This window comes from Streptomyces sp. NPDC054849 (assembly GCF_053610945.1).
The window spans coordinates 100707-113912 of record NZ_JBSGZI010000011.1 but is presented as its reverse complement, the minus strand read 5'-3'; the positions used below and the strand labels follow the sequence as shown (position 1 = coordinate 113912).

The 13206-nt window shown below is 72.4% G+C and carries 12 protein-coding genes, 1 tRNA gene, 1 other RNA gene and 1 pseudogene; 7 read left to right on the top strand and 8 right to left on the bottom strand.

Annotated features, from left to right (window positions below):
• Positions 1 to 68: 68 nt before the first annotated feature.
• The 3 genes from purD to ffs form a co-directional block, all read right to left on the bottom strand.
• Positions 69 to 1322 carry a phosphoribosylamine--glycine ligase gene (gene purD, locus ACWGIF_RS08080; protein WP_453492750.1) on the bottom strand — a complete coding sequence of 418 codons (1254 nt, stop codon included), beginning with the start codon at positions 1320 to 1322 and terminating at the stop codon, positions 69 to 71.
• 60 nt (positions 1323 to 1382) lie between these two features.
• Positions 1383 to 3587 (bottom strand): DNA polymerase III subunit gamma and tau, encoded by a 2205-nt coding sequence (locus tag ACWGIF_RS08075; protein WP_453492747.1) that lies wholly within the window; start codon positions 3585 to 3587, stop codon positions 1383 to 1385.
• Positions 3588 to 3661: 74 nt separating this feature from the next.
• An RNA gene (ffs, locus tag ACWGIF_RS08070) (signal recognition particle sRNA small type) lies at positions 3662 to 3760 on the bottom strand.
• Between the two features lie 107 nt (positions 3761 to 3867).
• Here ffs and ACWGIF_RS08065 point away from each other — a divergent pair.
• The 3 genes and pseudogenes from ACWGIF_RS08065 (at position 3868) to ACWGIF_RS08055 (ending at position 5343) form a co-directional block, all read left to right on the top strand.
• Positions 3868 to 3955 (top strand) — tRNA-Ser (locus ACWGIF_RS08065).
• A 272-nt stretch (positions 3956 to 4227) separates the two neighbouring features.
• Positions 4228 to 4473, top strand: a pseudogene (locus ACWGIF_RS08060) (PIN domain-containing protein); the annotation flags it as partial.
• Positions 4474 to 4563: 90 nt separating this feature from the next.
• Positions 4564 to 5343, top strand: coding sequence for an ATP-grasp domain-containing protein (locus ACWGIF_RS08055; RefSeq protein ID WP_453492745.1), 780 nt, complete (start codon positions 4564 to 4566; stop codon positions 5341 to 5343).
• 167 nt (positions 5344 to 5510) lie between these two features.
• On the opposite strand, the gene ACWGIF_RS08050 is transcribed toward ACWGIF_RS08055, so the two are convergent.
• Entirely contained in the window at positions 5511 to 6023 is a 513-nt protein-coding gene (locus ACWGIF_RS08050) for a hypothetical protein (RefSeq protein ID WP_453492742.1), read from the bottom strand.
• Between the two features lie 454 nt (positions 6024 to 6477).
• Complete coding sequence (locus ACWGIF_RS08045; protein ID WP_453492739.1) at positions 6478 to 7290, bottom strand: VOC family protein; 813 nt, start codon at positions 7288 to 7290, stop codon at positions 6478 to 6480.
• Positions 7291 to 7389: 99 nt separating this feature from the next.
• Between ACWGIF_RS08045 and ACWGIF_RS08040 the strand changes: the two genes are divergently transcribed.
• Entirely contained in the window at positions 7390 to 7992 is a 603-nt protein-coding gene (locus ACWGIF_RS08040) for an HhH-GPD-type base excision DNA repair protein (protein WP_453492736.1), read from the top strand.
• A 187-nt stretch (positions 7993 to 8179) separates the two neighbouring features.
• On the top strand, positions 8180 to 8653 hold the full coding sequence (locus ACWGIF_RS08035) for a cupin domain-containing protein (protein WP_453492733.1): 474 nt from the start codon (positions 8180 to 8182) through the stop codon (positions 8651 to 8653).
• Here ACWGIF_RS08035 and opcA read toward each other — a convergent pair.
• A complete protein-coding gene (gene opcA, locus ACWGIF_RS08030) occupies positions 8602 to 9534 on the bottom strand; it encodes a glucose-6-phosphate dehydrogenase assembly protein OpcA (protein ID WP_453492731.1) in 933 nt (310 codons plus the stop codon). The genes ACWGIF_RS08035 and opcA overlap by 52 nt on opposite strands.
• 20 nt (positions 9535 to 9554) lie before the next feature.
• Positions 9555 to 11240 carry a helicase HerA-like domain-containing protein gene (locus ACWGIF_RS08025; RefSeq protein ID WP_453492728.1) on the bottom strand — a complete coding sequence of 562 codons (1686 nt, stop codon included), beginning with the start codon at positions 11238 to 11240 and terminating at the stop codon, positions 9555 to 9557.
• An 88-nt stretch (positions 11241 to 11328) separates the two neighbouring features.
• On the opposite strand from ACWGIF_RS08025, the gene ACWGIF_RS08020 reads away from it, so the two are divergent.
• Together ACWGIF_RS08020 and ACWGIF_RS08015 are read left to right on the top strand one after the other, a co-directional pair.
• Positions 11329 to 11625, top strand: coding sequence for a type II toxin-antitoxin system VapB family antitoxin (locus ACWGIF_RS08020; RefSeq protein WP_008740979.1), 297 nt, complete (start codon positions 11329 to 11331; stop codon positions 11623 to 11625).
• Positions 11626 to 11718: 93 nt separating this feature from the next.
• Positions 11719 to 12396 carry a LytR C-terminal domain-containing protein gene (locus ACWGIF_RS08015; protein ID WP_453492725.1) on the top strand — a complete coding sequence of 226 codons (678 nt, stop codon included), beginning with the start codon at positions 11719 to 11721 and terminating at the stop codon, positions 12394 to 12396.
• 146 nt (positions 12397 to 12542) lie between these two features.
• On the opposite strand, the gene upp is transcribed toward ACWGIF_RS08015, so the two are convergent.
• Positions 12543 to 13178: a uracil phosphoribosyltransferase gene (gene upp / locus ACWGIF_RS08010; protein ID WP_030010426.1), complete on the bottom strand. Its 636-nt coding sequence runs from the start codon at positions 13176 to 13178 to the stop codon at positions 12543 to 12545.
• Between the last annotated feature and the right edge of the window lie 28 nt (positions 13179 to 13206).

Here is a 13206-nt window from a genome sequence, read left to right as displayed (position 1 = left end):
AGGTGCGCACCGGGCCCGCGGGTTTGCGGAGCTGCTGGTCAGCGGTGTTCGGCGGCCTGACGCGGCCGTCAGCGGCCTTCGGCGGCCTTGGCCGCGATGTCCGTGCGGTGCTGCGAGCCGTCGAGACGGATACGCGCCACCGCCTTGTACGCCTTGGCGCGGGCCTGCGCCAGATCAGAACCGGTCGCCGTCACCGACAGCACGCGCCCGCCCGCGCTGACCACCGTGTTGCCCTCGCGCCGGGTCCCGGCGTGCAGCACGTAGGCGTCGGGCTCGTCCTCGGCGGCCACCTCGAGCAGGCCCTCGATCGGGTCCCCGGTCCGGGGGGTCTCGGGGTAGTTGTGGGAGGCGATGACCACCGTGACGGCCGCGTCCTCGCGCCAGACGAGCGGGGGCAGGGTGTCCAGGGTGCCGTTGGCGGCGTTCAGCAGGACGTCCGCGAGCGGAGTGCGCAGCCGGGCCAGGACCACCTGGGTCTCGGGGTCGCCGAAGCGGGCGTTGAACTCGATGACCCGGGTGCCGCGGCTGGTGATCGCGAGGCCGGCGTAGAGCAGCCCCGAGAAGGGGGTGCCGCGGCGGCGGAGCTCGTCGACGGTCGGCTGGAGGACCAGCTCCATGACCTCGTCGACCAGCTTCGGGTCGGCCCAGGGCAGCGGGGAGTACGCCCCCATGCCGCCGGTGTTCGGACCCTCGTCGCCGTCCAGGGCCCGCTTGAAGTCCTGCGCGGGCTGGAGCGGGACGACGGTGACGCCGTCGGTGATGGCGAAAAGGGACACCTCGGGGCCGTCGAGGTATTCCTCGATGACCACGCGGTCGCAGCCGAGCGCGTGCGCGCGGGCGGCGGCCCGGTCCTCCGTGACCACGACGCCCTTGCCGGCGGCGAGCCCGTCGTCCTTGACGACGTAGGGGGCGCCGAAGGCGTCGAGGGCCTCGTCCACCTCCTCGGGGGTGGTGCAGACGTAGCTGCGCGCAGTCGGGACCCCGGCCGCTGCCATCACGTCCTTGGCGAAGGCCTTGGAGCCTTCGAGCTGCGCAGCCTCGGCGGACGGCCCGAAGACGGGGATGCCGGCGGCGCGCACGGCGTCGGCGACGCCGGCGACGAGCGGGGCCTCAGGGCCGACGACGACCAGGTCGGCGGCGATTTCCGTGGCGAGAGTGGCGACGGCTGCACCGTCGAGGGCGTCGACCGGGCGCAGCGTGGCCACGTCGGCGATACCGGCGTTGCCGGGAGCGCAGTACAAGGCGGACACGGCGGGGTCGAGGGACAGAGAGCGGCACAGGGCATGTTCGCGGGCGCCGCCGCCGATGACGAGGACCTTCACGCTGCTCAGCCTAGCCCGGACGGCGCGACCCTCTTCGTGCGGCCACCCAATCAGGAGGCGCTACTCATTCGTGTATTCCTCCACAACGGTGGCTCCGAGCTCGCGCACGATCAGGTCGTGTCCGGTCAAAGCGCTCTCGACGAGGTCGGGATCGTCCTCCTCGGCGAAGTCGTCCTCGGGGGCGACCGGCGGGGGTGCCTGCCGTACGGGGGGCTGGGGGGCGGAAGCCGACTGCTGGGGCGGCTGCTGCTGCGGCTGCTGGTACTGGGGGGCGGGGGCCTGCTGCGCCGGGGGCGGCGGGCTGTAGGCGGGCGCGGGCGCGGACGGGGCGCCGTACGAGGAGGTCTGGACGGGCGCCGGGGTGCCGCCGCCGACTACGGCGTCAATCTTCCAGTTGACCTGGAACTGCTCGGCCAGGACCGCCTTGAGGACGTCCTCGCTGCCGCTGCTGGCGAAGTTGTCGCGGGCTCCCGCGTTGGGGAAGCCGAGCTGGAGCGTGGTGCCGTCGAAGCCGGTGACCTGGGCGTTCTGGCTGAGCAGGATCCAGGTGAAGCGACGGCGGTTCTTGACGGCCTCCAGGACGCCGGGCCACATCGCCTGGACCTGCCCGGCGCCGACGGCCATGCCGGGGGAAGGCGCGGAGGCCGCAGCGGCGGCCGGGGCGGGAGCCGCGGCCGGGGCGGCGGGGGCGGGCGAGGGAACGCCCTGGCCGGGAGCTGCCGCGCTCGGCCAGGCCCCAGCGGCAGGCGGGGCAGCGGCGGCGGGAGCGGCGGCTCCGGGCCAGGCACCGGGTGCGCCCTGGCCGGGCTGTGCGGCCCCGGGCCACGCGCCGGGCGCGGGCGCGGCGGGAGCAGGGGCGGCCGGGGCTGCGGGCGCGGCCTGCACCGGTGCCGCCGGCTGCGCGGGAGCCCGTACCGGCTCGGGAGCGGGAGCCGCGACAGGCGCGGGCACGGGCACCGGAGCAGGAGCAGGAGCAGGAGCGGGGGCCTGTGCACCGGCGGCGGCGCGCGCGGCGGCCACACCCCCACCGGGACCGGCGGGCGCCATGGCGTGCGCCTCGGGCCCGGGCACGTAACCCATGGCGGGCGCGGCCGCGAAGGCGGCGGCTCCGCTGCGCTCCAGCCGGTCGAGCCGGGCCTGGAAGGACCGCTCGTCGTCGAAGGCGGCGGGCAGCAGCACACGGGCGCAGATCAGCTCGAGCTGCAGCCGCGGCGAGGTCGCGCCCCGCATCTCGGTGAGCCCGGTGTTGACCAGATCGGCGGCGCGGGACAGCTCGGCGGCCCCGAAGACGGACGCCTGGGCCTGCATCCGCTCCACGAGATCTGCGGGGGCGTCGATCAGCCCCTTCTCCCCGGCGTCGGGCACGGCGGCGAGGATGACGAGGTCGCGCAGGCGCTCCAGCAGGTCGGCGACGAACCGGCGCGGGTCGTTCCCGCCCTCGACGACGTGGTCGACGACCTCGAAGGCGGCCGCCCCGTCTCCGGCGGCGAAGGCGTCGATGACGGAATCGAGCAGCGAGCCGTCGGTGTACCCGAGCAGCGAGGTGGCCATGGCATACGTCACACCGTCGTCGGCGGCGCCGGCGAGCAGCTGGTCCATGACGGACATCGAGTCACGCACGGAGCCGGCGCCGGCGCGCACGACGAGCGGCAGCACGCCGTCCTCGATCCTGGCGCCCTCCCGCCCGCAGACCTCGGCCAGGTACTCCCGCAGGGTCCCGGGCGGGACCAGCCGGAAGGGGTAGTGGTGCGTCCTGGACCGGATGGTCCCGATCACCTTCTCCGGCTCGGTGGTGGCGAAAATGAACTTGAGGTGCTCCGGCGGCTCCTCGACCACCTTCAGCAGGGCGTTGAAGCCCGCCGAGGTGACCATGTGGGCCTCATCGATGATGTAGATCTTGTAGCGGCTGGACGCCGGCCCGAAGAAAGCCTTTTCGCGCAGGTCACGGGCATCGTCCACACCACCGTGCGAGGCGGCGTCGATCTCGATGACGTCGATGGACCCGGGCCCGTTCCTGGCCAGGTCCCGGCAGGACTGGCACTCCCCGCAGGGGGTCGGAGTGGGACCCTGCTCACAGTTCAGGCACCGGGCGAGAATGCGCGCGCTGGTGGTCTTCCCACACCCGCGCGGCCCGCTGAACAGGTACGCGTGATTGACCCGGTTGTTCCGCAGGGCCTGCATCAGCGGTGCAGTGACATGCTCCTGCCCGATGACCTCGGCGAACGACTCGGGGCGATAGCGGCGGTACAGCGCAAGGGACGACACGTATACGAGGTTATCCGGGCCCGCCGACAACAGCGGCCCGCCGGATCCCGTCGAGGCACATCGAAGGCCCCGGAACGCAAAGCGCCCCCCACGCACCCGCCAGAGCCCACTTACCCTTGCTGCCTTCCGGCCCTGGGGGAGTTGGGTGAGATAGCGCCACGTGAGGGGCTGGCCCCACCCTAGCGGATGGAGGCCCCGGGAATCGACCCGGACCCCCACCTGCCCTCCGGCCGACGATCACGTTCGCGAGCACCCCTCAACGTCTTGTATTGTTTGCGGCGGAGGATTCGCCTAGTGGCCTAGGGCGCACGCTTGGAAAGCGTGTTGGGGGCAACCCCTCACGAGTTCGAATCTCGTATCCTCCGCCAGTGCCTCACCGGGCACTTGAAGGCCCCGACCGGGAAACCGGCCGGGGCCTTCTGCGTTCCGTGGTTGCAGTCGTTGCAGTCTTGGCGGTTCAGTACCGGCGACATCCGGGGCGCCCTGGACTCCGGCCGCACCTCTGACGAGATCACAGCCGGCCTGTCCGCCATCGCAGCCGGGCCTCCGCCCCGGTGCCGGCGTATCTGATCATCGACACCGCCCGCAGGCAACGAAAGACAGCTTGCGCGAGATATTCGAACCCACAGTCGATATCCAGGAGGACATACGGCTGATCTTCGGCTGGGTGCCCGTCGACGACCGCGCCTACGACCGCGCCTGGCAGGTCCGGGACGCCCTCACCGAACAGGGAAAGCACCCAAGCGCCGGCGCCGTCGACCTCGTCGTCGCCGCGACGGCCGAGTTGCAGGGGCTCACTCTCCTTCATCGCGACCACGACTTCGAGTGCATCGCGGCGGTGACCGGCCAGCCCCTCCAGTGGTACGGCCCGGGGCCCGGCAAGTAAGTCGGCAGTGGTTGCAGTCCTGGTTGCATGCGCCTCCCTCCAACCGGTGCCCTGCCTCCGGCCGAGGCGGCCCACCGACACAATGGCCGGATGACGGACGAGGTGTTCCTGATGCCCGCCCGGCCGACCGCCACCGCCGGGCTGCTCGCCGAGGCCGCCGCCCGGCGGGGGATGACCGTGCGGGCCCTCGGTCCCGGGTTCGCCGCGCTGGCCGGGCGGCCCGTCCACTGGTGCGGCGGCCCGCACGCCGCCGATCGGGTGGCCGGGGTGCTCGGGCTGGGGCTGCTGGAGCCGCCGGACGACTGGCTCACGCGGCTTCCGGAGCGGTTCACGGGCCGCAGGATCGAGCTGACCACCCTGGACCGGGCACGGGCCCTGACCGGTTCCGGGCGAGCGGCCTTCGTGAAGCCGCCGCGCGAGAAGTCCTTCCCGCCCGCGGTGTACGGCGACGGCTCCCCGCTGCCGCGGTCCCTCCCCGCCGCCACCCCCGTACTGGTCTCGGAGGTGGTGGACTTCGCCGCCGAGTACCGGCTGTTCCTGCTCGACGGGGAGATCGCCGCCGGGAGCCGGTACGCCGTCCACGGGCGCCTGGACCCCGCCCCCCTCGACGAGGATCCGCGCGGGGCGGACGTACGCGGCTTCGCGGCCGGACTGCTGACGGCGACGGCCCCGTACCTGCCCAGCGCCGTCACCGTCGACGTCGGCCTCGTCCGCGGGACGGGCCGGTTCGCGGTGGTTGAGGCCAACATGCCGTGGTTCTCGAACAGTTATGCCGCGCGGCCCGACGCAGTCCTGGACGTGGTGCTGCGCGCCGCCGGTCCCCGCCACCGCGTCCGTGCCACCGACCTTCCGTTCCTGACCTACCCGTAGGCCGCCCTCCTCGACCTCGTCGCGCAGACCCTGGACGGGGCCCGGGGCGGCGATCCTGGCCGACGACCAGCTGTCCCGCGACGTCCGCCGAGGCGTCGGCCGGGGACGTGGCCCGGGAACACCCCTTCTGCGACGATCACCCGCCCCCGGTCGCCGCCGAGGCCCGGCTAGCCGACGTAGACGTCGAGGGGCGGGAAGCAGATCGCGTTGTCCGTGCTGCAGATGTACTCGCCCGTCGAGACGGCCGCCGCAGGGCGCTCGTACGTCAGAAGGCTCAGCGTCCGGCCCGAGGCGAAGACGGCCGTGGCGTCGCGGACCGGCCCCAGCTCGGGACGGGGTGTGCCGGATCCGGAGTAACCGTAAGGCCCGTGGCCTGCGTCCACGACGGCGAAGAAGACCGTACGGGCGTCCGCCCCGCCGGGCCGGGCGGCGTACGTCGTGGCCTTGGTCACCAGACGGATGCCGATCCGCGCCCAGGAGGCCGGCAGGGGCTCGCAGGTGGTGCTCGCGCGCGCGTCCCGGATCACGGCCAGGCAGGAGGTCCGGTCGTCCGGCATCCAGGCGAGCTCGCCCGCGCCCGACGGCTCGCGGTGGATCACGATGACGGCGTCGTCGCCCGGCACACGTGAGCCCGGTACCCGGCGGGCCGCCTCCAGCAGGGGTGCGTCGGCGGCCGTCACCTTCCCGTCCCCCACCGCGGCGGCCGGCCCGGACGTCGACGGCTCGGGTGACTGCGAGGCCGGTGGCGAAGTCGGAGCCTGCGTGGGGGCCGGAGCCGGCGAGGGCGGCGGCGGAGACGACGGCGGTTTCAGCGAAGGAGCAGGTGAAGGCAGCGCCTTCGGCGACAGTGGCGGCGCCGGAGGCATCGTGCACGAAGTCGTCGCCAGCATCATCGCCAGGCCGCATCCCGCCGCCACAGCCGTCGCACGTCGCACGCGATCCGCCCCCTGCACCGCTCGAACTCACCTATCAGGAGACGAAGTCTGCCGGGTCGCGCCTCGCTGCGAACCGTGGGGCGCCCGTAGTGGTGACCGGTGACTCCCGGGGCGCATCGGGGGCCCTGCGTGAACCGCCGGCCGGGGCACGAAGGCACGCCCACCGGCGGCCGGGACGGAATGCCGGACCGGCTGCGTTTCAGCCGAAGCTCGGCATCTCGCCGACCGTCGTCGACATGTCGATCACCGCGAAGGCCGCTCCCTGCGGATCCGTGACCGCCGCGAAGCGGCCGAACGGGCTGTCCATCGGGCCGAAGTGCAGCTTCCCGCCGTGCTTCTTCGTCTTCGCGACCGCCTCGTCGCAGTCCGGGACGCCGAAGTAGATCTGGATGTACGGCGGTACCTCCGGCGGGAAGTCGTCGTCCATCTTCATCCGGCCCAGCACCGGGTTCTCGGGGCCGTTGACGCTGAAGACCTTGAAGTCCATGTCACCGGCGGCGGGGTCGTCGCCCGCGTCCATCTGCTGGACGCTGTACGGGAAGACCTCCGGCAGGAACGTGTCCGGCTTGTCCGGTTCCCGAGTGAAGACCTCCGCCCAGGCGTACGAGCCCGGCTCGCCCATCTTCTCGAAGCCCTTGTGCTCACCCGGCTGCCAGACGCCGAAGACCGCGCCGCTCGGCTCCTTCGCGATGAGCATCGTGCCGAAGGGGCCCACCTGCATCGGACCCATCAGGACCTCACCGCCGGACGAGGTGACCTTCTCGGCCGTCGCCGCCGCATCGGGCGACGCGAAGTACAGACACCACTGCGAAGGGGCGTCGACCCCCGGCATCGGCGGGACGACGGCCGCGACGGCCTTCCCGTCGGAGTAGGCCTGCGTGTAGTTGCCAAGCTCCGTGCTGGCCTCGCCGAAGGTCCAGCCCAGTACGTCGCCGTAGAAGGTCTTGGCACCCTCCACGTCCGTGAACATCGCGTCCACCCAGCACGGTGCGCCTTCGGGGAAATCAAGCATGATCTATCGACTCCTCGGTTCGTCCCTGTCGTCGTACTCACGCTAGGCGGGCGGTGTGCCGACCGCGCGGGGAGCGCGCCCACGCGGGACGCTGGTGCCATGGACAAGGACATCACCATCCGGCTGGCACAGCAGCCGGAGGCGGACGCGCTGCTCGGCCGGAGCCCGCTCGCCGCGCTCGTCGGGATGCTGCTGGACCAGCAGGTGCCGATGGAGTGGGCGTTCTCGGGGCCCTGGACGATCGCCCAGCGGCTGGGCTCGGACGATCTGGACGCGCACGCCATCGCCGCGTACGACCCGGAGGCCTTCGCCGCGCTGCTCTCCGAGAAGCCCGCCGTGCACCGGTATCCGGGTTCGATGGCAACGCGGATCCAGCAGCTGTGCGCGTACCTGGTGGAGCACTACGGCGGGAACGCCGAGGCGGTCTGGGCCGACGCCGCGACGGGGCAGGAGCTGGTGAAGCGCCTCAAGGCACTGCCGGGCTTCGGGGAGCAGAAGGCGCAGATCTTCCTCGCCCTGCTGGGCAAGCGCTTCGGCGTGCGCCCGACCGGCTGGCGGGAGGCCGCGGGCGGGTACGGGCAGGCGAACGTCTACCGTTCGGCGGCCGACATCACCGGCCCGGAGTCCCTGGCGAAGGTGCGGGCGCACAAGCAGGAGATGAAGGCCGCGGCCAAGGCGGCCAAGGCCGGCGGCGACTCCTGAGCCCCGTCTCGGCTCCGCCCCTGATCACAAAGGGCTGATCGGCGGCCGGGGCGGAGACGGGATCGGAGGCGGGGTCATAGGCCTGGTCAGGCCCCGGAACGGACCCGTGACGGGCGGCTGATTGACCGGCCTGACGCACCCCTCATTGACCTCTGCGACCGGTCTATCGGGGCCATAGATTGGGGACATGACAGAGATCGCGACCCGCGCCGCCACTGCCGAAGCCATCTACGACGCCCCCGGCAGCCGCATCACCCTGCTCACGGACACCGCCGAGCTCACCTGCAACACCGCCACCTTCGAGGAGGGCGCGGCGGGCGCCCCGGTGCACTTCCACACCAAGGCCACCGAGTTCTTCCACGTCACCGCAGGGCGGCTCGACGTCCTCGTCGGCGATGAGATCCAGACCCTGGGCGTCGGCGACTTCATCGCGATCCCGCCGGGCGTCAAGCACGCCTTCGCCCCGGCCGCGGGGCACACGGCCGGCGTCTTCGTCGGCTTCACGCCCGGCATGGGCCGCTTCGACTACTACCGGCTCCTCGGCCGCGTCAACGCGGGCGAGGCCACCGTCCAGGACATCAAGGACAGCTCGGCGACCTACGACAACCACTACGCGGAGAGCGCCGCCTGGAGCGGCCGCCGCCGCAGCGCGGAGCCGTAGACCACGTCCGCGTCGAGGCGGCGCAGCTCCTCCGCGATGAGTTCGGCGCCGCTGCGGATCTTCAGGGCCACCTTGCGGTCGGGGCTCCCCGGCAGGGTCAAGGTGGCCAGCGCCCCCGCGGGCCGGTCCACCCGGATCTCCCCGCCCGTGGTCTGCAGGCTGACCCCGGTGATCACCGGACCCTCGGTCGCCACCCGGGACACCGCAACCCCGAGCCGGTCCTCCAGCCAGCGCGCCAGCAGCTCGGCGCTCGCGTTGTCGGGCTCGCTCTCCACCGCCGCGCCGGTCACCTGCAGCGGCTTCTGGTCCAGGGCGGCGGCCAGCAGGGCCCGCCACGGCGTGAGCCGGGTCCAGGCGAGGTCGGTGTCGCCGGGCTGGTAGCCGAGGGCCCGCTCGTCGAGCACGCCGACCGGGTCGAAGGCTGCGGCCGCGTCCGTGATCCGGCGCTGCGCGAGCGCGCCCAGCGGGTCCCGCGCCAGGTCGGTGGGGGCGTCGGCCGGCCACCACGCCACCACGGGCGCGTCCGGAACGAGCAGCGGCAGGACGACCGAGCCGGCCTGCTCCGTCAGTGCCCCGTGCAGGCGCAGCAGCACGACCTCGCCGCTCCCGGCGTCGGAACCGACCCGCAGCTCGGCGTCCACCCGGTCCGCGCGGAGCTTGTGCGGGCCGCGTGAGGTCCGCTTGATGACCGCGATGATGCGGCAGGGATGCTCGCGCGAGGCCTCGGAGGCCGCGCGTACGGCGTCGTAGGCGTTCTCCTCGTCCGTGACGAGGACAAGGGTCAGCACCAGCCCCATGGTGGGGCTGCCTATGGCCCGGCGGGCTGCGAGCAGGGCCCGGTTGACCTTGCTGGACGTGGTGTCGGTGAGTTCGGTCCGCATGCACCGAGTCTGTCACCGCGTCACCGGCGCTTGCGCGCCGTCCCGAAGATCGAGCGCGTGATCTCCCGGCCCAGCTGCGACCCGATCGACCTGGCCAGCGAGCGGAACACCCCGCTGCCCACCACCTGCTCGGCCGGCGAGGGATCCGGCTTCGGGGCGCTGCGGGCGGTCCGCGCGGCCTGCTTATCCGCCTGCGCGGCCTGTTTCTCCGCCCGCTCGGCCTGCTTCTCCGCCTCGGCGGAGGCCGCGGCCGCCTCGGCCTGCGCCTCCGCCGCAACCTGCTCGGCGGTGATCTTCTCGTACGCCGACTCGCGGTCGACCGGCTCCGCGTAGCGCGGCCAGAGCAGCGAGGACTTCACCGCCCGGTCGAGGTCCTCCGCCCCGATCGGTCCCATCAGCGACTGCGGGGCGCGCAGCCGGGTCGCCGCGACCGGGGTCGGGGCGCCGTTCTCGCTGAGCACGGTGACGACCGCCTCGCCGGTCCCCAGGCGCGTGAGCAGCTCCTCCAGGTCGTACGCGGAGTGGGGGAAGGTCTTCACGGTCGCCTTCAGCGCCTTGGCGTCGTCGGGGGTGAAGGCGCGCAGCGCGTGCTGGATCCGGTTGCCGAGCTGGGCGAGTACGTCCGCCGGCACGTCCTTGGGGGTCTGCGTGACGAAGAAGACGCCGACGCCCTTCGAGCGGATCAGGCGCACCGTCTGGGTGATGGAGTCGAGGAAGGCCTTCGAGGCCCCGTCGAAGAGCAGATGCGCCTCGTCGAAGAAGAAGACGAGCTTGGGCTGCTCCAGGTCGCCGACCTCCGGCAGGTCGTGGTAGAGGTCGGCCAGCAGCCACATCAGGAAGGTGGAGAAGAGCTGCGGCTTGTCCTGGACCGCCGCGAGTTCCAGGACGGAGACCACCCCGCGGCCGTCGGCGGCCGTGCGCAGCAACTCGCCTGTGTCGAACTCGGGCTCTCCGAAGAACTCCGAGGCCCCCTGCGTCTCGAAGGCGGTCAGCGCCCGCAGGATCACCCCGGCCGTCACCGTGGACAGTCCGCCGATGCCCTTGAGTTCGGGTTTCCCCTGGTCGGAAACGAGGAAGGCGACGACCGCGCGCAGGTCCTTGAGGTCGATCAGCTCCAGGCCCTTGGTGTCGGCGTAGTGGAAGATCAGGCCGAGCGACTGCTCCTGCGTCCGGTTGAGCTGGAGCACCTTCGACAGCAGCACCGGGCCGAAGCCGGTGACGGTCGAACGGACCGGGATGCCGGGACCGATCCCGCCGAGCGAGTAGAACTCGCCGGGGCACCCGGTCGGTTCCCACCTCTGGGCCACCTCCCTGGCCCGTTCCCCGATCTTCTCGTTCGCGGTGCCGGGCGCCGAGATCCCCGAGACGTCCCCCTTGATGTCCGCGAGGAAGACCGGGACGCCGTGGGCCGACAGCTGCTCCGCGATGAGCTGGAGGGTCTTGGTCTTGCCGGTGCCGGTGGCCCCCGCGACCAGCCCGTGCCGGTTGAGCATCGCCAGCGGAATGCGGATCTGCCGGTCGGGCAGGCACGCGCCGTCCCAGAGCAGGGCCCCGAGGTCGAGCGCGGGTCCGGTGAACGCGTACCCGGCGGCGATCCGGTCCGCCGGGCCCGTGCGGTCCACCGGGCCCGTCTCGTCCGCGGGGCCCGAACCGTCCGCCGGGCCCGTCGGGTCCGCCGGGACGGCTGGGTCGGTGCTCTCACTCATGGATCACTCCCCGATTGGCATCGTTCGCCACTTTTGCACCACCGCTGCGAGGCTGCGCCCGCAGGCACCGGCCCGGTAGGCTTTCCGTGTGATCTTCAAGCGCATCGGAAGCGGGCGGCCGTACCCCGACCACGGCAGGGAAACCACCCGGCAGTGGGCGGACGTCGCGCCGCGCCCGGTCCGGCTCGACCAGCTCGTGACGACCAAGGGACAGCTGGACCTCGAAACGCTGCTGGCCGAGGACTCCACCTTCTACGGCGACCTGTTCGCCCACGTCGTGAAGTGGCAGGGGGACCTCTATCTGGAGGACGGGCTGCACCGCGCCGTGCGCGCAGCCCTGCAGCAGCGTCAGGTGCTGCACGCGCGCGTCCTCGAGATGGACTGACGGCTTCGCGTAGATTGCGCCTTTCGGGTCACCATTGACCTATCAGCAGATCATTTAGTAGGCATCACCACCGGGCCGCACTACGCTGCGCCCATGAGCATGCTCACTCCCCCCGGCATGGGCGGAAAGTACCGCGTCACGGGAGCGGCCTACCCCCGCATGAGCCGTAAGCGGAGCCGTCCTCGGATCGTCCTGGCCGTGCTCGGCTCGGTCCTCGCGCTCGCCCTGGTCGGCTACGGGGCGCTGCAGCTCATCGACGTGTTCCGGGGCGACAGCCCCAAGCGGAACACGGCTGCGGGTGCCAAGGACTGCCCGACGACGCCCCCCAAGCCCGCTGCCAAGGGCGGCTCCACCGCCGCCTCCACCGCCTCGGCACCGACCCCGGCCAAACCGGCGGTCGTGCTCCCCCCGCCCGGCGAGATCACGGTCAACGTCTACAACGCGACCCCGCGTGCGGGCCTGGCCAAGGCCGTCGGCGACGAGCTGGCCAAACGCGGCTTCGTCATCGGCCACGTCGGCAACGCCCCGGCCGACTTCGACAAGAAGGTCCCCGGCACCGGGATACTGCTGGGCTCCCCGACGACCGACAAGGCCGTCTTCTCCGTACTCGGCACGCAACTCGCCGGCACCACCCAGCAGTCCGACACCCGCGAGACCGCGGACGTCGACCTGATCCTGGGCGACGCCTTCAAGGAGCTGAGCACGAAGGAGGACGCGGACAGGGCGCTGGCCGTCCTGGCCAACCCCGTGCCCGCGCCTGCCAAATGCTGAGCCGCGGACCGCAGACCGGCGGCTGCTGAACCGCCGGCCGTGACGCCGGAGCGCCGGAGCGCCGGGCGGCTGCCCACCTGCTCGGCAGTCGGCCGCTCGGCCGCTCGGCTACTCGTACTCGGTTACTGGGCTACTCGGTTACTGGGCTACTCGGCCGAGCCGTACATCCGGTCGCCCGCGTCACCCAGACCCGGCACGATGTAGCCGTGCTCGTTGAGCCGCTCGTCCACCGCTGCCGTCACCACGGTCACCGGCGTGCCCGCCAGCTCGCGCTCCATGATCTCGACGCCCTCGGGCGCGGCCAGCAGCACCACGGCCGTGACGTCGTCGGCGCCGCGCTTGATCAGTTCCTGGATGGCCGCGACGAGCGTGCCGCCGGTGGCGAGCATCGGGTCGACGACGTAGACCTGCCGTCCGGAGAGGTCCTCGGGCATGCGCGTCGCGTACGTGGAGGCCTCCAGGGTCTCCTCGTTGCGGACCATGCCCAGGAAGCCCACCTCGGCGGTCGGCAGCAGCCGCACCATGCCGTCGAGCATGCCGAGGCCGGCACGCAGGATCGGAACGACCAGCGGGCGCGGGTGCGAGAGCTTCACACCGGTGGTCGGGGCGACCGGGGTCTCGATGTCCGCCTGCTCCGTGCGCACGTCCCGCGTGGCCTCGTATGCGAGCAGGGTCACCAGCTCGTCGGCGAGCCGCCGGAAGGTGGCGGAGTCGGTGCGCTTGTCGCGCAGGGTGGTGAGTTTGTGCGCCACCAAGGGGTGATCGACGACCTGCAAACGCACAACATCCTCCAAAACTCAGCCTGCGACC

Bases quoted from the DNA above. Each gene is read 5' to 3' on its own strand.
- ACWGIF_RS08055 (WP_453492745.1), top strand. From the start codon at position 4,564: ATGACGGACGAGGTGTTCCTGATGCCCGCCCGGCCGACCGCCACCGCC.
- ACWGIF_RS08045 (WP_453492739.1), bottom strand. From the start codon at position 7,290: ATGCTTGATTTCCCCGAAGGCGCACCGTGCTGGGTGGACGCGATGTTC.
- ACWGIF_RS08040 (WP_453492736.1), top strand. From the start codon at position 7,390: ATGGACAAGGACATCACCATCCGGCTGGCACAGCAGCCGGAGGCGGAC.
- ACWGIF_RS08035 (WP_453492733.1), top strand. From the start codon at position 8,180: ATGACAGAGATCGCGACCCGCGCCGCCACTGCCGAAGCCATCTACGAC.
- opcA (WP_453492731.1), bottom strand. From the start codon at position 9,534: ATGCGGACCGAACTCACCGACACCACGTCCAGCAAGGTCAACCGGGCC.
- ACWGIF_RS08025 (WP_453492728.1), bottom strand. From the start codon at position 11,240: ATGAGTGAGAGCACCGACCCAGCCGTCCCGGCGGACCCGACGGGCCCG.
- ACWGIF_RS08015 (WP_453492725.1), top strand. From the start codon at position 11,719: ATGAGCATGCTCACTCCCCCCGGCATGGGCGGAAAGTACCGCGTCACG.